Source organism: Candidatus Polarisedimenticolaceae bacterium, assembly GCA_036376135.1.
Classification (GTDB): Bacteria; Acidobacteriota; Polarisedimenticolia; order Polarisedimenticolales; family DASRJG01; genus DASVAW01.
Genome location: DASVAW010000095.1, coordinates 1 through 21220, shown reverse-complemented (window position 1 = coordinate 21220; position 21220 = coordinate 1). Strand labels below are relative to the sequence as shown.

Annotated in this window: 7 protein-coding genes and 1 pseudogene; 4 read left to right on the top strand and 4 right to left on the bottom strand. The window is 71.4% G+C overall.

The window, feature by feature from the left end:
* Positions 1-91 precede the first annotated feature (91 nt).
* The 3 genes and pseudogenes from VF139_09630 to VF139_09620 form a co-directional block, all read right to left on the bottom strand.
* Positions 92-3403, bottom strand: a pseudogene (locus tag VF139_09630) (FG-GAP-like repeat-containing protein).
* Positions 3404-3609: 206 nt separating this feature from the next.
* Positions 3610-3900: a hypothetical protein gene (locus tag VF139_09625; GenBank protein HEX6851655.1), complete on the bottom strand. Its 291-nt coding sequence runs from the start codon at positions 3898-3900 to the stop codon at positions 3610-3612.
* Positions 3897-4484, bottom strand: a complete 588-nt coding sequence (locus VF139_09620) for a TetR/AcrR family transcriptional regulator (protein ID HEX6851654.1) — start codon at positions 4482-4484, stop codon at positions 3897-3899. The genes VF139_09625 and VF139_09620 overlap by 4 nt, the downstream gene beginning before the upstream one ends.
* Before the next feature lie 142 nt (positions 4485-4626).
* On the opposite strand from VF139_09620, the gene VF139_09615 reads away from it, so the two are divergent.
* From VF139_09615 to VF139_09600, 4 genes are all read left to right on the top strand, one after another.
* Positions 4627-5172, top strand: coding sequence for a Uma2 family endonuclease (locus tag VF139_09615; GenBank protein ID HEX6851653.1), 546 nt, complete (start codon positions 4627-4629; stop codon positions 5170-5172).
* Between the two features lie 233 nt (positions 5173-5405).
* Positions 5406-6236, top strand: coding sequence for an energy transducer TonB (locus VF139_09610; protein ID HEX6851652.1), 831 nt, complete (start codon positions 5406-5408; stop codon positions 6234-6236).
* 121 nt (positions 6237-6357) lie between these two features.
* On the top strand, positions 6358-19263 hold the full coding sequence (locus tag VF139_09605; protein ID HEX6851651.1) for a choice-of-anchor D domain-containing protein: 12906 nt from the start codon (positions 6358-6360) through the stop codon (positions 19261-19263).
* A 126-nt stretch (positions 19264-19389) separates the two neighbouring features.
* Positions 19390-20526 (top strand): hypothetical protein, encoded by a 1137-nt coding sequence (locus tag VF139_09600; GenBank protein ID HEX6851650.1) that lies wholly within the window; start codon positions 19390-19392, stop codon positions 20524-20526.
* 79 nt (positions 20527-20605) lie between these two features.
* Here VF139_09600 and VF139_09595 read toward each other — a convergent pair.
* Positions 20606-21220: hypothetical protein (locus tag VF139_09595; protein ID HEX6851649.1), on the bottom strand; the 615-nt coding region annotated here is incomplete at its 5' end.

Below are 21220 nucleotides of genomic sequence, written 5' to 3'. Positions count from 1 at the left end.
CGAAGCGGGTCAGGTTCGACGAGGCGCTGTATTTCCGCTGGCGCGGCCGCAGGGACTGCCCCGGGCCTTCGTTGCCGAGATAAACCACCGCCCTGCCTTCCTCGACCTCGGGGCTCGAGAACCCCGGGGAGCCGACGACGACGTCGGCGTACCCGTCACCGTTGACGTCCCCGACCCCCGCGACGGAGCGGCCCAGCCAATAGCCGTCCTGGGATCCGTGGAGGTCGAGCGACGCGGTGCCGCCCAGTCCGGCCGCGGAGCCCTCGAAGAGCTGGGCCATCCCCGCGTCGACGTAGGTCGGCTCGTCCCAGAGGTACCCTCCGACGAGCACGTCCCCGTACCCGTCGCCGTTCACGTCCCCCGCGGAGGCGACGGAGAAACCGAAGGCCGCACCGCTCTGCGCGCCCCCCCTCCACCATGCCGGAGTCGAGGACGGTCCCGAAGCGCCGCCGTGGTGCACGAAGACGCGCCCTGCGTCGGCGGCGCCGGTTTCGTCGTACGAATGCGCTCCCACGATGAGGTCGCCGTACCCGTCGCCGTTCACGTCCCCCGCGGTTCCGAAGGAGAACCCCATCAGGGCGCCGGCCTGGTTGCTTCCGACGCTCCAGTCGGCGTTGCTCGGCGCCCCGTTGCCGCAGCACGGCCCGGTCGGCGAGCCGTACCAGACGAAGACCTTCCCCTCGTTCACCTCGGGGTCGTCGTAGTAGTAGGCCCCGATCGCCAGATCCGAGTACCCGTCGCCGTTCACGTCCCCGGCGCTCGCCACCGAGGAGCCGAACTGCGAGCTCGCCTGATTCCCCTCCGCGTACCAGTTCGCGCCGTTGTAGGCGCCGGTCGAGCGCAGCCCCGCGGCCGAGCCGAACCAGAGGAAGGCCATCCCTTCGTTGGCCTCGCCGTGGTCCATGTAGCCGGAACCGATCAGCAGGTCGGGGAAGCCGTCGCCGTTGACGTCGCCGGCGCCCGCGACGCTGTAACCGAAGTAGTCGGCATCGAAGATGCCCTCGCCGCTCCAGTCGGCGTTGACCGGGGTTCCGCTCTCCCCCATCCCCGAGGACGAGCCGTGCCAGACGAACGCCGCACCCGCTTCCGGGTGGATCGAGGTGTCCCAGTACGGCGCACTCGCCACGATGTCGCCCCACCCGTCGCCGTTGACGCTGTGGATGCCGGCGACGTCCCAGCCCAGGCGCGCACCGGGCTGGTTGCTCTCGGCCGTCCACGCCGGCGACGCGGCGAGCCCTCCCGTCTGGCCGAGGAACAGGAAGACGCGCCCCTCGTCCGCCTCGCCGTTGTCGAACAGCGGCGCGCCGACGACGAGGTCGGAGAACCCGTCGCCGTTCACGTCCCCCGCCGAGGCGACCGACCAGCCGAAACGGGAATCGGCGGCGTTCCCGTTGTACAGCCATTGGACGTTGACGAGACCCGACGGGCCGCCGTGATACACGAAGGCGGCTCCGACGTCGCTCGAGCCCGAGTCGTAATACGGCGCACCGACGATCAGGTCCGAGAACCCGTCGCCGTTGACGTCCCCCGCCGTCATGGCGGAGAACCCGTAGGCGGCGGTCGCGGCGTCGATCTCGTTCTTCCAGCTGGTCCCCAATCCGTCCGCGGAGCCGTGGAAGACGATGACCCGCCCCTCCTGGGACTCTCCGTTCGTGTAGGCGGAGGCACCGAAGACGATGTCGGAGTAACCGTCGCCGTTGACGTCCCCCGCCGTCCCCACCGAGCGACCGCCCAGCCCGTTCAACTGGTCCGACTCCCAGGTCCAGTCGGCGACGCTCGAGGGTCCCGCGGCGCTCCCGTAGTAGAAGAAGACCTTCCCTTCGTCGTTTTCCCCGGCGGCGCTCTCCCAGCGGTACGCGCCGACGAGGATGTCGCTCCGACCGTCGGCGTTGACGTCCCCTGCCGCCGCGACGGCGAACCCGAAATACGAGCCCGCCAGAGGATCGGTGACCATCCAGTCGTTCTCGGAGGGACCTCCCGTCGGCCCGAGTCCGGTCGCCGACCCGTACCACAGGAACGCGCGCTCGTGCTCCGCGTCCCCCACGAGGATGTCCCCGTAGCTGTCGCCGTTCACGTCCCCCGCGATGGACACGGAGACGCCGAAGTTCCTCCACCCGGTCGTCCCGGCGACGTCCCCATCGGCGTACCAGTCGGCGTTCCCCGGGCTCCCGTTCGCGCCGAGACCCGTCGCGCTCCCGAGCCAGACGAACGCCGCACCCTCGTCGGTCTCCCCGTTGTCGTAGTTGGGCGCGCCGACGATCACGTCGCCGTACCCGTCGCCGTTGACGTCCCCGGCCGGGGCGACCGCCGCACCGAGGTGCGCCGACGCCTGGTTCGACTCGGCGCGCCATGCCGGCGTCGTCGCCAGGCCCGTCGCGCCGCCGAGGTAGACGAACGCCGCGCCCTCGGCGGCGAGCCCTCCGTTGTAGCTCGGCGCCCCGATGACGACGTCGGAGTACCCGTCGCCGTTGACGTCCCCTGCGGTCGCGACCGCGTATCCGAAACCGGCCGACACCCCCTCGCTCTGGAACCAGACGGGCGTGTTGTGAATGCCCGAAGGCGAGCCGTAGTAGACGAACACGGCCCCTTCGTCGACGCTGCCGCCGTCGAGGTAGGGAACGCCGATCACGACGTCGCCGTACCCGTCGCCGTCGATGTCTCCGGCCGGGGCGACGCTGAAGCCGAGCTGGCCGCCCGCGCTCCCGCCGACCTTGCTCCACGCCGCGGTCTTCAGGAGCGGATCGACGACGAGCGGGTAACGCGCGCCCGCGTCGTCGACGACGATCCGGATCCCACGGGTCCCGCCCTCCGCGAACCCCTCGAACCAGGACGGGAGGATCCGGTCCGACGCGTCCGCGACGCGGAGGTCGCCGTAGTGCAGGACGATCGTCCCGCCGGAGTCACGGAAGTCGAGCGCGCGGCGATCGGTCGAGAGCACGGGGTCGAGGGTGCCCGTCAGCGCGAGCTCGATGCGCAGCGTTCCCTCGCCGTCGAGACGCCGCGCGAGCGTGAACCCCTGCTCCAGCCCCTCCGGGGAGTTGACGTACCACTCGACGAGGCCGGCGCGGTCGTAGTCGACGCGCTCGGCTCGCGGTCTCGGCGCGGCGGGCGACGCATCCTGGAGGGTCGTCCCCCTCCCCCATCGATGGAGCGCCAGCCCCCACTCCCAGGAGGGCGCGCTCTCCGCGCGCGGGACGACGCGAATCCCCGTCGCGAGGAAGTAGGCGCGGAACCCTTGGGCGCGATTGGGCGCCTGCCAGCCCGCGTCCACGTCGGCGAGCGTCGTGGAACCCGCCCACGAGACCTCGTACTCCGACGCCTGGATCTGCCGCTGGACGGTCCCCCACCAGCCGGGGTCCGCGGTCCCAGCCGCGGCGGCGAACACGAAAGACAGGAGCACCATGGCGGACCTCCTCCTTCGCGTGGAGCGCCTCCGACGACGCAGGCGCCACGCAGCGCGGGTCCCGACGATGCGGACGGGGAGAGGAGGTTCGACGTGGCCGAAGCGCAGGAAGGACCCCGCGCCGGCGAGGCGCCGAGGCAGAAGGCCTTCCGGCACCTATCGAGGCCGCGTACGCTCATGCGCGGCCGCCCCCCTCGGGCCGGATTCTAGCGCCGCGCGAGCCCTCCCGTGTAGGCCGTGATCGCCGCGCCGACCAGCCCCACCAGGACCCCGACCGGCGCGCCGATCACGGCGATCAGGAAGAACACCGGTTCCTCCACGTGGAAGAGGGCGTCGATCGCGTTGTGGAGCACGGCGCCGACGGGGAAGGCGATCGCCGAGATCGCCGCGAGCCCGAGGAAGATCCGGGTCCAGCCGCGGGGAGCGCGGCGGTAGAGCACGAACGAGATCGCGGCGAGGACCAGGGCCGCACCGATCAGCATCAGGAACTTCGTCATCTTCCCTCCAGTAGGACGCGACCCACGTCGCGCAACAGGTCTTTCCGTGCCGTCGTCGTGAGCAGCCCCACCTCGCGCCCGATGCTCGCGATCGTGCCAAGGCCGAGGATCGCCCAGGCGGCCGCCTCGGGATCGACGCCGCCGCGAAGGCCGCGCCGCTCGCGGTGCTCGGCGATGCGGTCGCGGATGTAGCGCTGGAACCGCCGGTACGTCTGACGCAGGTGCTCGCGAACCTCGTCATCGTCCACCTCGTCGAGGCCCGTGAACAACACGCGGTACAGGCCGAACTCGCCGTGGTGGACCGCCTCGTGCGCGAGGATCCGCTCGGCACCCGTCGCCTTCGCGTCGGCGGCCTCGAGGAGCGTTCCCCAGATCGACATCGACCGCTCGAAGACGTGATCGATCGAGGCCAGGAACATCGCCTTCTTGTCGGGCCAGAGGCGGTAGAGGATCGTCTCCTGCACCCCGCACCGCCGCGCGAGCTCCGCGGTCGTCGCCTTGCGGTACCCCACCCCCCCGAACGCCTCGGCCAGGATGGGGAGGAGCGTCTCGCGTTTCTCGGCGGATCGGTTCGGTCGTGCCATGGGGTGTCTCCCGGACGGCACATACTGTAAGTGCACACTGTCAGAATGTCAAGGGTCTCTTTTCCGCAACCTTTCCGGCCCCGCCGGCGCGCACGCCGGCTCCGATCCGGGTGTACATTCCCCGGCGGTCCCGGAGCCCGTCATGTCGCACGGACTGGTTCGCAAACTCGGCTACGACGACTACGCCCGCCTCCCTGACGACGGGAAGCGCTACGAGCTTCTCGGCGGGGAGGTCTTCGTGACCCCGGCCCCCGGCATCGGTCACCAGCGCGCGGTCCGAAAACTCTGCCGTCACCTCGACGATTACTTCGGCTCGTCGGCGGAGGTTTTCCCCGCCCCAACCGACGTGATCCTCGGCCCCCACGACGTCGTGCAGCCCGACCTCGTGGTCGTGGATGACCCGGCGGCCCTTTCGAGTCGTGCCGTCGAACGCGCGCCGCTGCTCGTGGTCGAGATCCTCTCGCCGGGCACCGCCCGCCGGGACCGCGGTCTCAAGCTCGAGCGGTACGCCACCCTCGGGGTACGGCACGTCTGGCTGGTCGACCACGAGGTGCCTCGATGGGAGGCGTTCCGGACGACGGCCGGTCGCGCCGAACGCGTCGCCGCCGCCGAGGGGGACGAGGCGATCGTCGAGCACCCGGACTTTCCCGGCCTGACGCTGCGTCTCGGGACCGTCAGGGAGCCCTGACACCGGGGATCCCGATCGGCAGGCCCCATCGGGAGTCTCCGGGTTCCCTCACCGTCGAGGGCGTCGAAACCCTCGTTGGGGTGCCGGCTTCGCTGTATCTTTGAGGCGGGTCGACTCGGGTGAACACGATGACGAGAGGATGGGCCTGCCTTGTGGCTGCGGCCGTGATGGTCTCGCCGCACCCGGCGACGGCGGCCTGCCCTGCCTTCGAACCCACCATCCTCCGACCGGGGATGACGCTCGCGGAGGCCCGCCGCGTCCTCGACGCCGAGGAGGACGGCCCCGAGATCGCCGCGGTCGCCGCCGGATTCGAGACGACTGCCCATTTCAGGCAGCCCCCCGCGCGGATCGCCCTCGTCTTCCCCGGCAAGGTCACCTCCCGATCGAAGGTCGGCCTCGTCGCGGTCCGCACGTGCGTGCCGATCGCCACGTTCGACATCCCCGCATTCGCGGCCCGGATGCGCGACCGCTACGGCGAGCCCACGACCGGAGCCGGGAGCCTCGACGCCGGGTTGATGGACGGCGAAGCCGCGTGGTCGGACCCCGCCTGCGCGATCGACGTGCGCGCCTGGCGCAAGGGGGAGTGGTTCGACCCGGCCTCGGGGGCGTGGTGCGTGGAGCAGCGCGTGGTCCGCTCGGCCGAGCAGCCCGCCGCGTCGGTGGCCGAGGCCGCGGAGGTGCCGCTTTCGACTCCCCCGCCGGTGCCGCTGGCGCCTCCCGAGCCGGCGTCGGCGCCTCCCGCGCGGGTCGAACCCGCCGTCGCGCCGCCGTCCGGGACGATCGGAAGCGCCGCGTCCGCCACCGCCCCGGTGTTGCTCACGTCCGTCTCGCCGCGTTATCCCGAGCCGCTGCGCCAGCGACGTCTCCGGGCCCGGGTCGTCGTCCGCGCGACCGTCGAGCGGGACGGTTCCGTCGGCGCGGTCGAGGTCGTGGAAAGCGACCGGCCCGGTTTCGGACTCGAGGCGCGCGTCATCGCCGCCGTGCGGCAATGGCGCTACAAGCCCGCGACGCAGCTGGGGACGCCGGTCGCGTCCGAGATCCAGATCCCGTTCGAGTTCCAGTAGAGCGGCGTGACCTTCGACAATCCGGCTCCCAATTGGCTTGACTCGCCTCCCCCGCCTTGGTAGCTAACCCTCACAGAGCTCCCGCCCGGTCTCGCGAGCTGCTCTTGAGGGGGGATCACCCATGTCCCAGCCGCCCGCGCGTCGTGTCCTCTCCGTTTCGGTCGCCGCTTGCCTCGCCGTGGGAGTCGTCGCCGACGCTCGAAGCGCGGGACCCGGGAGCGCGAGCGCGGGGACCGTGACGACGCGAACCCATGTCGATCGCAACGCTCCCGCCGACCGCGTGGTGCCGTCGATCCCGGGCGAGCTGCTCGTCCGGTTCCGTGCCGACGCCGATCCCGCCGTCGAGCAGCGCCTGCGCGCACGATTCGCCCCCCGTACCGCGTCACGATTCCGTGCGGGCGGCGAGCACTGGATTCTCCCCCAGGGGATCTCCTCGACCCAGGCGATCGCGGAGCTCCGATCGAGCGGCCTCGTCGTGTACGCCGAGCCCAACTACCTCCTCAGCGCGCAGCGCACGCCGGACGACCCCCACTACGGACAGTTGTGGGGGCTCAACAACACGGGGCAGACCGGCGGGACGCCGGGGGCGGACATCCGCGCGGAGCGGGCGTGGGACGTGACGACGGGATCCGCGGACGTGCTCGTCGCGGTCATCGACAGCGGCGTCGACGCGTCGCACCCCGACCTCGCCGAGAACATCTGGACGAACCCGGGGGAGGTCCCCGGCAACGCCGTCGACGACGACGGCAACGGCTACGTCGACGACGTCCACGGCTGGGACTTCGTCAACGACGACAACGATCCGTTCGACGACAACGGCCACGGCACGCACGTCGCCGGAACGATCGGGGCGCTCGGCAACAACGCCGTGGGAGTCGCGGGCGTCGCCTGGCGGGTGTCGATCCTCCCGCTGAAGTTCCTCGGATCGGGCGGGAGCGGCTCCACGTCCGACGCGATCCTTGCCGTCGAATACGCGACGGCGGCGGGGGTCGATCTCACCAGCAACTCCTGGGGCGGCGGCGCCTTCTCCCAGCCGCTGCTCGACGCGATCGTGGCGGGGGGCGAGGCCGACGTTCTCTTCGTGGCGGCGGCCGGGAACTACGGCGAGAACACCGACGTGTATCCGATGTATCCCGCGGCGTACGACGCCGACTGCATCCTCTCGGTCGCCGCGACCGACGCGTGGGACAACCTGGCGAGCTTCTCGAACTACGGCGCGATCTCCGTCGACCTCGCCGCCCCGGGCGTGGACACCTTGAGCAGCCTCCCCGGCGGCGGGTACGGGTACAAGAGCGGCACGTCGATGGCCACCCCCCACGTCAGCGGGGCGGCGGCGCTGCTCCGCTCGCTGAACCCCTCGATGGGCGTGGCGTTCCTCAAGGAAAGGCTGATGACGACCGCGACGCCGATCCCCGCGCTCGCGGGGCTCGTGGCCAGCGGTGGGCGTCTCGACGCGTTCCTCGCGGTGGAAGGGCCGGACGACGTCGCGCCGGGGTCGATCGACGACCTCGCGGTCGAGTCGACGGCGACCACGAGCGTCGCGCTCGTCTGGACGGCGACCGGGGACGACGGAACCGAAGGCACCGCGACGACGTACGACGTGCGCTACGCGACCGAGCCTCTCACCCCCGAAACGATCGACGCGGCGCCTCGATGGACCGCGACCCCGCAGCCGTCCGCCGCGGGGGGAACCGACCGCGTGACGGTCTCCGGGCTGCGGGCCCGCACGACCTACCACTTCGCGGTACGCGCGAAGGACGAGTGGGGCAACGCCGGGGCGCTCGGCGCGACCGTTTCGACCACGACCCTCCCCGGAACTCCGGAGCTCAACCTCTTCGGAACGCGGCGGGAGGTGATCTCCGAGGCGGCGTATTTCGGCTCGGGGGCGATGACCACGCACCTTCTCGTCCCGCCGAGCGCGGTCGCCGGCGAGGGCACCTTCACCCTCGTCGCCGACGGGGACTACGGCGATTCGAGCGAGATCGCGACGGCGACCGCCGAAGGGCTGCCGATCGGACAGGTCGGTGAGGTGGGAAGCGACTGCCAGCGCGCGCAGGGGAGCTTCTCCGTCTCCCCGTCCGACCTCGCGACGCTCGCCGCCGACGGCACGATCTCCGTTCAGGTTCAGAACTCCGCGTACGTCGACGCGATCTGCTCGCCCAACCGCCACATCGTGACGCTCGCCTACTCCGAGGACGCCACGCGCCTGGACTACGGGACGGTCTTCGTCGGCGCACGCCCGGTGAGGACGGTGCGGATCTCGAACATCGGCGACGACGTCCTGGAGATCACCTCCGTCGCCGCGGACGACGCGGCGTTCGTCCCCGCGGCGACGTCGATGTCGGTGATCGCGGGCGCGACCGCGCCGCTCGACGTCGTCTTCGCTCCCGGTGCCACCGGGCCCTTCGAAGGGACCCTCACCCTCCTCACCAACGACCCCGACGAGGGGACCGTCACGATCGAGCTCGTCGGAGAGGCGATCCCCGCTCCGGCCCTGGGCCTGACTCCCGATTCCTTCGCCGAGGCGCTGCGCTCCGGCGAGTCGGTCACGCGGACGCTCACGTTGTCGAACACCGGCGGGAGCGACCTCGAGGTCCGGCTCGCCGCCCAGGCCGTCGGGACGGCGGGGACGACCGCGCAGCGACCGGAAACGCAAGTCGAGGGCCTCGGCGGAGGCTCCCGTCTCGACTTCGCCGCCCCGGGTGGGGGATCCGGAGCGTCCGAGCAGCCTCACGGCCCGGGGTACGCGGACGGCTCGTCCCCGATGCGCGACGCCTACCCGTCCGCCGACACGCCGAGCGCTGCGGACGTGCCGAACGACATGCGGATCCTGCTGCTCGGCAGCGGCTCGCAACTCGACGAAATCCGCTCGCTGCTCCTCGCCTTCGACGACGTCGCCGCCGTCGACATCCTCGACGCCGGATACGCGGTCCCGACGCTCGAGCAGCTGCTCGCGTACCGCGCCGTCATCCTCGCGAACAACCGGGTGTACGCGGCGCCCGATGCCGTGGGCGACGTTCTCGCGGACTACGTCGACGCCGGCGGTGCGGTCGTCTTGACCCTGGCCTCGTTCGTGGACGGCTGGGCGCCGACCGGGCGGTTCGTCCGAGAAGGATACTCGCCGGCCCTCTCCGCCTACGGACCGTCGGGGTCGAGTCCGCTCGGCTCGTTCGACGCGGCCCACCCGATCTTCGAAGGGGTGACCGCTCTTTACGGCGACCTGCTCGCGGACGTGCAGCTCGCGCCGGAGGCCTCCCTCGTCGGGCAGTGGCAGGACGGCAAGGTGCTCGTCGCCACCCGCGGCGAGCGGGTGGTCCTCGTGAACCTGTTCGTCGCGGTACCCGGGTACTGGTCGGGCGACGCGCCCCTGATCCTGCGCAACTCCGCCTTCTGGGCGAACCCCACGCTCTCGTGGCTGCGCACCGATGTGGAGATCGCGACGATCCCCCCCGGCGGATCCCTCGACGTCGCGGTCACGATCGACGCCGCCGATCTGTTCGGCGGGCAGTACCTCGCGCAGATCGTCGTCGACTCGAACGACCCGCTGCGCGCGCGGACCCTGGTGCCCGTCGCGCTCGACGTGACCGGCGTTCCCGACATCGTCCTGGAGGGCGAGCCCGTCGAATCGACGAGCACGATCGACTACCAGACCTACGAGGCCGCGACCACGCACGCGTTCGACGTCCCGGAGGCGCCCTCCGGCGGCGCGAACGTGCGGCTGCGCGCCGACGGCGACTTCGGCGCGGCCGGTTACGAGTTCGCCACGCTTTCCGCCGAAGGAAGCCCGCTCGGAACCGCGGGCGGCGCGATCAACGACTGCCAGCCGGCGCTGCTGAGCGTCGACGTCGGGGCCCAGGCGTTCGCGAATCTCGTCGCGGACGGAGTCGCGACCTTCTCCGTCGTCAACAGCCCGGGGGTGGACCTCTTCTGCGACGTGAACCGGCACGAGGTCGTGCTGACGTACCGCCGGAGAGCCGACCGGCTGGAGTTCGGCGATCTGTTCGTCGGTCTGACGACCGCGCGCGAGCTGGTGCTGCACAACGTGGGTACGCAGATCCTCCACGTCACCTCGATCGCGAGCGACTCCGGCGCGTTCGTCGCGACCCCCGCGGCCGTGGACCTCCCGCCGCGCTCGAGCGTCGTGATCCGGGTCGATTTCAGCCCTGCCGACGCGACGCTGTTCGAAGGGACGCTCACCTTCACGAGCGACGACCCGGACGAACCGACGGTCCTGGTGGCGCTCCGGGGAACCGGGCTCGTCCCGCCCGAGCTCTCCTGGTCGCCCGCCGCGCTCGAGGCGGATCTCACGACGAACCAGCGAGTCGAGCTCCCGCTCACGATCCGGAACGACGGCGGCTCGCCGCTCGAGTACCGGCTCGGGATCGAGGCACGACCGGCCGCCCAGGCGCCGCCCGAGGTCGCCCCGCCGCCGCCGGACGCCGGCAACGCCGCCTCGGTTCCGACCGCGTCGGGACCGCCGGCTCCGGCGGAGGCTCCCGCCGCCGCGTTCCCGTTCGAGGACGACTTCGAGGACGGAGACGCGATCGGCTGGTTCTTCACCGGCCGGACGCAACTCCAGGTCACCGCGGCCACCGCGGGCGCGGGCTCCCTGCGCAGCCTGCGCCTTTACGGCGGAAACGGCGGCCACGATTCCGGGGTGTACCAGACCTTCGCCGGCGTGCGGCCGAGGTACGTCTCGTTCTGGGTGCGTCCCGGCGCGGCGGGGACGGCGACGTCGTACGTGGTTTTCGAAGGCGAATTCGGCGACCTGCCGCTCTGGTTCTACGCGTCGGACAACGGGCGATTCATCGCCAACGACCCGACCTACGGCGGCGACGCGTCGGTCGTGTACACCCCCGGGACCTGGTACCACGTGGAGTTCCGGAACATCGACTTCACGGCCCGGACGTTCGACTACTGGGTCAACGGTGCCTCGATCAAGTCCGGCATCCCGCTGCAGCTCGGGTCGGCCGGCAGCACGATCCGGCGCATGGACGTCTACAACTTCACGCAGGGGGGCGAGGCCCACTGGGACGAGTTCGTCGTCTCCGACACCGACGTGCCCGCGTGGATCTCCGTCGGCACGGGCTCGGGAACGGTGGCGCCCGGTGGCGCCGTGGACGTGATCGTCGGGCTCGACGCCGCCGACCTCGGCACGAGCACCCATCGCGCGGACCTCGTCCTGGCCACCAACGACCCGGACGAGGCCCTCGTGCGGATCCCGGTGGAGATGCGCGTGACGGGCGCTCCCGACATCGCCCTCGTCGGCGAGGTATCGCGGACGACCGCCGAGCGCCCCTTCTCGACCTACGGCGCCGTCAGCAACCTCGACCTGGCGGTCGACGCGCGGGCGTGGACGTCGGCGACGCTGCGCGTGACGGCGTACGGGAACTTCGAGAGCTATTACGAGATCGCGAGCGTCACGGTCGAGGGGACCTACCTCGGCGACGTCGGCGGCACGGGCACGGTGACCTGCGCGTCGTGGAGCCGCGAGTTCCCGATCGGCCCCGCGCAGTTCGAGGCGTGGCGATCGGACGGCCGGATCGGGGTCGTCGTCGCGAACTCGTCGAACGTGAGCCCCTCGTGCGCGGACAATCGGCACGCCGCGGAGCTGACCCTGCGCAACGAGTCCGGCCGCATCGACTTCGGCGGGATGTTCGTGGGGCTCACGCGTTCGACGACCTTCGAGATCCGCAACGTCGGCACCGATCCGCTCTCGATCACGTCGATCGGCTCCGGCGACGCCTCCGTCACCGTCTCCCCGACCGCCGCGACACTGGCCCGCGGGGAGTCGCGGACCCTGACGATCACCTGGAGCCCCGTCGCCGCGGGGATCCTCGACGCGGCCGTCACGATCGTCTCCGACGACCCCGACGAGGGAACGGTCGGCGTGACGCTCGCCGGTGAGGCGATCCCGCCCCCCGACATCGAGGTCGATCCGGCGTCGGTGGACGTGTCCCTCATGAGCGGCCAGGCCGTGAACGTCCCCGTGACGATCCGCAACGTCGGCGCGAGCGAGTTGGCCTGGTCGGTTTCCACGGGGACCGGCGTGGGCGGGTCGGTCGTTGCGGTCGCCCCCGCGACCTCCCCCGCCGCCGCCCCGGCCCCGAAGGGGGACCCCTCCGCCACCGCCCCGCCGGATCCTCCCGGCGATCGCGTGGCGACCCTCGAGGCGACGGAGGAGCCCGCGGCCCCCGCCGCGGCGTCGGCCGGCTCGCTGGAAGAGGTGCTCGCCGCCCTCGACGCCTCCCACGCCTCGATCACCGCGCGCATCCCGGGACGCTACGACTTCAGCGAGGGCACCACGGGCAGCTCGATCGGAGACGGCGGCGGCGACATGTACGACGGCGGGAACTACCTCTCGACGTCCGCCGGCGGCCCCATCCCGTACCGCGACGGCACGGTGACCGACTCCGCGCTGCTGGGGCCGGGCGGCCGTTATTTCACGCGCAAGTACCCGGGACTGTTCGTGTTCGTCGGCGAGTTCGAAGGTCCCGACCAGTTCACGATCTCGGGGGATCTCGGCGCGGACGGCTCCGGCCTCGTGAACGCCGCGATCCTGCGGCTCGACGCCCGGGGCTCGACCTGGCGCGGCTACGTGAAACGCGTGTGGGCCGCCTACGACCCCTCGGTGAACCACCTCGTCCTCGTCGAAGGAGGCGAGGCGCTCCCGCAGGACCACAGCACCTACACCAACGACGACTTCCACCGCATCCGCTCGATCCCGCGGGGGACCCGCGTCCACTACCTGCTCTTCGCGTCTGGCGGCGGCGGTTACGTCGGGGATGCCGACATGCTCGCGATCCTCGAGGCCTACGTCGACGCGCTTCCGGGCGGCAGTGTGTCCGCCACCCCCGAGTCGGGGGTCGTACCGGCGGGGGGCCAGGCGCAGGTGAATCTGGCCTTCGATGCGACCGACCTCGACGGCGGCGTGTACGCCTCGACGCTCGTCGTGTCCAGCAACGACCCGGACGAGCCGATCGTCGAGGTTCCGCTGACGTTCCGCGTGACGGGGACGCCGGACATCGACGTCCGCCGCGCGGACCGCTCCGCCACTTCCGGCAAGAACTTCCTGGGGTACGGCGCGCAGACGGTCCACACCTTCGAGACGCCCGACGCCGGAAACGATGCGGCGACGGTCGAGGTCGTCGTCGAAGGGGACTTCTCGGACTCGTGGCGCACCGCCACCGTGACCGCCGACGGGACGGTGCTCGGGACCGTGAGTGGAGCGCCCTACTGCGGCTCCGCCAGGAGGCGATTCACGATCGACGGGCCCCTGTTCACGCAGATCGCCGCCGACGGCGCGGTGGTCGTCGTCGTCCAGAACTCCGGGAGCGTGAGCCCGTATTGCGTGACGAACCGCCACACCGTCACCTTCACCTACCGCCCTCCCCTCGACGTGCTCGACTTCGGCGAGTTGTTCCTCGGCCGCACCGCGACGATGCCGCTCGTGGTCGCGAATCCGGGAACCGACGCGCTCACCGTGTCGGCGATCGACTCCGACGTCGCCACCGTGTCCGCGACTCCCTCCTCGCTCGTCGTTCCCAAGCGGAGCTCGGGAAGCGTGCAGGTCGCGTTCTCGCCGACCGAGGCGGGCGAGGTCGCCGGCTCGCTGACGATCGCGAGCAACGATCCCGACGAACCCGTGGTCGTGGTCCCCTTCCGCGGCTCCGGGATCGTGCCGCCCGACATCGGCGTCGCGCCCGCGTCGCTCGACGTCGCACTGAACAGCAACGAGACCGCGACGCGCGCGCTCGAGATCGCGAACACCGGAGGCAGCTCGCTCTCGTGGACGCTGCGGCTGGCCGCGTCCAATCCGGGGACGGTCCTCGCCGCGCAGGCCCCCGCCCCCCCCGATCCCGCTCCCGACGCCGTCGAGACGGCGACGTCCGAACCCCCCGCCGACCCTCCGGCGTCACGCACCGCGACGCTCGAGGCCCCGGCGGGCCCCGCGGGAGCGGCCGAGCCCCCGCCGTCGCTCGAGCGGACGCTCGAGCTGCTCGACGTCGGCCACGAGTCGATCACCGCCGCCATCCCCTCGCGCTTCGACTTCGGGGAGGGGATCGTGGGCAGCCGCATCGAGGACGGCGGCTCGAACCTCTTCGACGGCGGCAACTACCTGGGAACCGAGCTGGGTTATCCGATCGGCTACTCCGACGGCGTCGTCGGCGAGAGCTGGATGCTCGGGAGCCCCGGGAGGTACTTCACCCGGAAGTATCCGGGGCTGTTCGTCTTCGTCGGAGACGTCGGCGCGGCGCGCGAATTCCGGATCTCCGGCAACCTCGGCGCGAACGGGTACGGCCAGGTCAGCGCCTCGATCCTCGAATACGAGGAGGGGGGAACCCTCTGGCGCGGCTACGTGAAGCGCGTCCACGGCGCGCTGACCCCGAGCGTCAACCACCTCGTGATCGTCGGCGGCGGGGATCGACTGATCCAGGACTACTCCACATGGACGGACGACGACTTCCACCGGGTGCGCTTCCTCGCGCAAGGAACGCGCGTCCACTACCTGATGTTCGCGACCCTCGACGGCGGGTTGGTGGACGACGCCGCGATGCTCGCGATCCTGCGCGCCTACGTCGGCACCCTCGGAAGCCCGGTGTTCTCCGCCTCCCCTCGCTCCGGCTCCGTCCCCGCCGGACAGACGCAAACCGTCGATGTCGGGTTCGACGCCAACGGCCTCGACGGCGGCGACTACACCGCGCGGCTGGAGATCGCGAGCAACGATCCGGACGAGCCCGTCGTCGCGGTCCCGATGACCCTGCACGTGACGGGTGTGCCGGACATCCTGCTGCGTCGGCCCGAGGCCCGAGACACCTCCACGGCGCTGTTCACCACCGCCGCGGCCCGGACGACGCACGTCTTCCCCGTGGATCCCTCGGCCCCGGAAGGCGGGATCCTCGACGTCACGGTCCAGGGAGACTTCTACTACTCCGAGGACTACGCGACGGTTCTGGTGGAGGGGTTGCCGCTGGGCACCGTCAAGGTCCCCGGTTATTGCGGTTCGGCGACGCGGCGCTTCCCGCTGGACGCCGCCACCTTCGCCGCGCTGGCCGCCGACGGCGTCGTTCAGGTCGACGTCGTCAACTCGCCCTACGTCTCCGTCCACTGCCCGGTCAACTCCCACGCGGCGACCCTGAGCCACCGGCCGGGGCTCGGCACCGTCGACTTCGGCGAGGTCTACGTCGGGACCTCCGCCTCCACCACGCTCCAGGTCGGCAATACGGGTACCGACCTCCTCGACGTCTCGAGCGTCGCCGCGCAGCACCCCGACCTGACGGCCGACCCCTCCGCCTTCACGGTCCCGCGTCGCGCGTCGGCGGACGTCGTCGTGCGGTTCGCGCCGACCTCCGCCGGCGTCGTCGACGGATCGCTCGCGTTCACCAGCAACGACCCGGACGAGGGCGTCGTCCTCGTGCCGTATCACGCGATCGCGCTCGTCCCTCCGGACATCGACGTGACGCCGCCGCGCCTCGACGTCGCGCTCTTCACCGGAGCGCGGGTGGAACGCGCGATCGACGTCGCCAACACGGGGGAAAGCGACCTGCGATTCACGGTCGAAGTCGTTCCACCCGCCGCCGCGAGCGCCGTCCTCGAGCAGCAGGGGCCGTTCGATCCGAGCGGCCGCGAGCCCGCGGGCAAGAGCCTCGCCTCGCCCCCGTTCGAGGCGATCGCGGCCGGCGACCTCTCGACTTCGGAATCGTCCGCGTCGGGCGGCGCCCTCGCGGGTGCGTTCACCGCGAGCCTCGAGGAGGTGCGCGGCGCCATCGAGCGGTCGTCCGCGTCCGTCACCGACCTGATCCCCAACCGCTACGACTTCGCCGAGGGAGAAGTCGGAGACCGGATCGCGGACGGCGGCGGCGACATGTACGACGGCGGGAACTACCTGTCGTCGAGCTCGTTCGCCGGCATCGTGTACACGAACGGCCCGATCGTCGCGAACGGCTCGTTCGGAGCCGCCTCGCGTTACTTCACGCGGAAGCTGCGCGGCCTGTTCGTCCTCGTCGCCGATCTCGACGGCATCGATCGCTTCACCATCGACGGCGACCTCGGAGCGGACGGCGGCGGGACCGCCGACGGCTCGGTGCTGCGCCTGACCCAGTCCGGCCGGTCGTGGCTGGCCTTCGTGAAGCGGGTGTACGGCGCCGGCGATCCTTCCGTGAACCACCTCGTCCTCGTGGAGGAGTCGCCGGGGCTCCAGCACGTGTTGTCCGCCTACACGAACTCCGACTACCACTCCGTCTTCGGCCTGACGGCGGCGACGCGCCTGCACTACCTGCTCTTCGCCGGCTCGGGGGGGCAATACGTCGACAACGCCACGATGGGGACGATCGCCTCCCGCTACCTCCAGCTCCTGCCGGGGAGCCGCATCGCGACGCCGGTGACGGAGGGAGTCGTGCCCGCGGGCGGGCACGCCGTGATCCCCGTGACCTTCGACGGCGTCGCCGTCGGCGACTACGACCTTGCGGTCGACGTCGAGATCCGCAGCAACGATCCCGACGAGTCGGTCGTCCGGGTCCCTGCCACGCTCCACGTCACGGCGGCCCCCGACCTCGTCGTCGAGGGAGCCGAGGTGTCCTTCGAGTCGGTCGAGACCTTCGACCGTTCCGAGGCGACGACCCTGCACCGCTTCGAGGTCCCCGCGACGACGACCGGCACGATCCGCGTCGACGCGACCGTGACCGGCGACTTCGACTCGTACTGGGACGAGTTCGCGCGAATCCGGGCCGAGGACAACCTCCTGGGCGAGCTGGGGCGCGGCGGCCCGGCCTGCGCCGCGAGCCGAGGCGAGTTCACGGTGCGCGACGAGCTCGTCCCCGCTCTCGTCGCGGACGGATCGGTCGAGATCCGGGTCGAGAACTCCTGGGGCGTGGACCCCTCCTGCCCCACCAACGAACACCGCGTCCGGCTTCGCTACCGGCAGGCGGGCGAGCGGACCACGTTCGCTCCGCTGTTCATCGGGTTGTCCCGCGGGCTCCCGTTGCGGATCTCCAACGCCGGCTTCGCGTCGATGCATTGCACGGTCGCCGTGAACGGCGCCGACTTCGCGACCGACGTCCCGTCGCTGAGCCTCGCTCCGGGAGAGTCGGCCGAGCTCCTCGTCCGCTTCACCCCGCTCACCGACGGTCCGCTCTCGGGCCTCCTGACGCTCTCGTGCGACGACCCCGACGAGCCGGCGTTCACCTCGGCGCTCTCCGGTACGGGGGTGATCCCGCCGGACGTGGAGGTGTCCCCGGTGGCGATCGAGCCGACGCTCGTGCTGGGCGAATCGTCCGGGCACGCGGTCGTGGTCCGCAACACGGGAGGGTCGGACCTCGTCTTCGACGGCACGGCCACGACGACGTCGGCGGCGGCCCCATCGCCGAGCGTCCTGATCCTCGCCGACAACCCCCTGCCGTGGGGCTCCGACGCCATCCAGCGTCTGCTCGCGGCGGAGCGACTCGCCTACGAGGTCGCCGCGATCGGCGAGCTTCCCAACCTCGATCTCGCGGCCTACCGCCGGGTGATCGTCCCGAGCGATCAGTCCCAGACCTTCTACCACTCGATCCGTACCTCGATGCACCTCCTCGAGGAATACGTGGACCAGGGCGGCGTCCTGGAGTTCCACGCCGCCGGCTGGGGATCGCAAGGGGGGAACCCCACGCTCGTCACCCTCCCCGGCGGGGCCGGCATCGGGCAGTACTTCGCCCAGAACAACTACGTCCTCAGACCCGACCACCCGCTCGCCGCGGGAGTGTCCTCGCCGCTTCGGGGCGACTACGCGAGCGTCGCGTACTTCTACTCGCTCCCGGCGCAGGCGTCGGTCGTGCTCACGGCGGACCCGGGGTTCAGCCTTCCCAGCCTCGTCGTGTACCCGATCGGCGAGGGATGGGTCCTCGCGGGCTCGTTGACCTTCGAATACGGATACGACCGCGGTCAGGCGGCGGGAACCGTCCTCGCGAACATGATCGGCTGGCGGATCGGCCGGGCGGCCGCGTGGTTCTCCCCCACCGAGGTGACCCGGACGGTCGTCCCGCCCGGCGGGGAGGTGACGATCGACCTCGGGCTCGACTCGAGCGCCCTGGATCCGGGCATCTACGAGGCCGTGCTGCGCCTCGCCACCAACGACCCGGACGAGACGGAAGTCGACGTGCGAACGACCCTCCGGGTCGTCCGCCTGCTCGCGGTCGCGGGTCCCGATCAGACCCTCGAGTGCACCGCAGCAGGATCGGCCGCGGCGCTGCTCGACGGCGCGGCCTCGCGCCACATGGACGGCGCGGAGGCGATCGCGTCGTACACCTGGCTCTGGAACGAGACGGCGATCGGCGAGGGTGCGCTGGCGATCGCGAGCCTCCCTCTCGGAGCCAACGACGTCGATCTCTGGATCACGGACGCCCTGGGCGACCTCAGCTCCGACCGCACGCGGGTCACGGTGGTCGACACCACGCCCCCGGCGGGACGACTCACCTCACCGTCGCCGGGCGCCTGCTTCGGACCGGCGGCGCTCCCGGTACGGCTGCTCGACGACGTCGTCGACGCCTGCGCCGCGAACCTGACCCGCAGCTACGACGTCGCGGGCGGGCCGGAGTACGCGACGCACGGCGACTACGACGTCGGGCTTCTCGTCTCCGACCCGTCGGGGAACGTCGGGGACGCGGGCCGCGTCCCGTTCACGATCGACACCCGGGCGCCTCAGGCCGCGATCCTGGTGGACCCCGGAGCCTGGACGTTCCCCGCCGCCGTGCCGTTCCAGGAGCTGTTCACCGACGGCGACGACGACGCAGCGCTCGGAGACGTGGTCCGCGAGAGGATCACGATCGACGGCTGCACCTTCTACGACGGGATGACGTTCGGCGACCGCGACGGGCTCCTGCTCGACGAGCTGCTGCCGATCGATACCGACGCCGTCTGCCGCCTGGCGCGGATGTGCGGCAGGACGCAGTGGACGAACCCCGTGGTCGCCGTGGAGGCGACCGATTGCGGAGGGAACGTCACCCGAGTCTCGTTCGTGAAGACCGGAGGTTTCTCGGCGACGCACTGTCCCTGACCACGGTGGCCTCGAGCTTGTTGAGTCTCCGAGTGTCCGGCCTGTCCGCCGGCGGACGGGAGTGCTTTCGCAGGTCGCGACTTCCTCGAGTTCCCGCCGGGCCCGGCTCTTGCCCCGGTCCGGACCATGCGCTGGCCCATCCACCCCGTCGAACGCGTGCGTCCGTCCCGCTTCGTCCCGCCCTTCTGCCCCTGGCCCGAATGCCCCGCGCATCGACACAAGGGGCGCGGCTTCCATCGGTACGGCTCCTACGCCCGCCCCAGCGATCGGGTGCGCGTCCCGCGCTTCCTCTGCCTCGACTGCCGGCGGACCTGCTCCCGGCAGACCTTCTCCACCACCTACTACCTCAAGCGTCGCGACCTCCTCGTCCCGGTCGCGGCAGGGCTTGCGGCCTGTGCGGCGCATCGCCAGATCGCCCGCTCCGCGCACTGCTCCAAGACCTCGGTCACGCGGCTGGCCGAACGCCTCGGCCGCCACGCGATCCTCTTCCACGCGCGGTGTCTCGAGAACCTCGGCGCGCTCGAGGAGCCGGTCGTCCACGATCACTTCGAGACGTTCGTCGCCCGGCAGGACCACGCGCTCGGCATCGGAACGGCGGTGGGAGCGCAATCGTGGTTCGTGTACGACGTCGATCCGGCGCCGCACCGGGGCGGCGGGAGACGGCCCGATCGCAAGCCCGACGAGGGCATCCGGCTCCCGAACCGGCCGTACGTGGCGAGCATCCGACGCACGTTTCGACGCCTGATCTCGCGTGTTCCGGGGGAGGCTCCGCTGGTTTGCGTCGTGGACGGGCGGCTGGACTACCTCGCCGTCGCCCGGTCCGGGTCGCTGCGGTCCCGGCTCCGGCTCGAGATCCACCCCAATCCGGAGCGCGGCCCCAAGGGGACGCCGCGATCGCCGGAGGCCAGAGTCCGGGATCGGGCGATGTTCCCGGTCGACCAGCTCCACCAGCTGCTCCGCCACACCTGCGCCGACCACAAGCGAGAAACGATCGCGTTCGGGAGACGACTCGAGTCGATCCTGGGCCGGGCGCACCTGATGGCGGTCTGGAAGAACTTCATCAAGGGGCGGTCGGAACGGAAGCCCGACCCGACGACCCCCGCGATGCACGTCGGGCTGGCGGGCGCCCGGTGGCGATGGGAGCGGATCCTGTCGAGGCGGCTGTTCCCGGAAAGGGAGTCCGTAACGCGCTCCGCGCTCCCGCTCTACCGGAAGCGCTGGACCGCGGCCCTTCCCGAGCTCGACCGCAAGCACGCCGCCTGAGACCGAATCGGACCGAGCGGCCGGGCATCGCCCGGCCGCCGATCACCTCTTCCGTCAACAAGCTCGAGGCCACCGTGGGTCACGGCCCTTCGCAGGCATCCCCCACGCCGTCCCCATCCCAATCCGCCTGATCCGGGTCGTACGCCCCCGGGCAGACGTCGCACGCGTCGCCGACGCCGTCCGGGATCGGCCCCACGCCGCGCACCACCGCACCCACCGCGTCGACCTCCTCCCAGTCGGGAGCCGAGGTGTGCACGCGGAACCCGACGATGGGATAGGCAAGCGCCTCCCATCGCGCGTGAAGCGTGCCGCCGCACGTCGTCGCGTCGATCCCCTCCCACACGGTGCGGTAGATCCCGCCCTCGTCGATCGACTCGATGCGCGTCACGAAGGCGCCAACGAGGTTCTCGACCACGTCGGCGCCGACGGACTCGGCGACGGGCGACGCGAATCGCACCTCGAGCCACTCGGGATCGCTCCCGCCGTCGAGCGGGGACCACGCGTTCCCCGAGTCGGCGCAGCCGCCGACGTCCGGAGCGCCGGTGGCCTGCGACGCCGAGTAGAGGTCGTCGCCGTATTGAGTGGCAGCGGTGGCCGAAGTCGACCACAGGACGAGGTCCTGCTCCCCGAACTCGGAATCCGTCTGTCCCGGATTCGCGAGGCCGGGGCAGTTGTCGTCGGTTCCGCATACTCC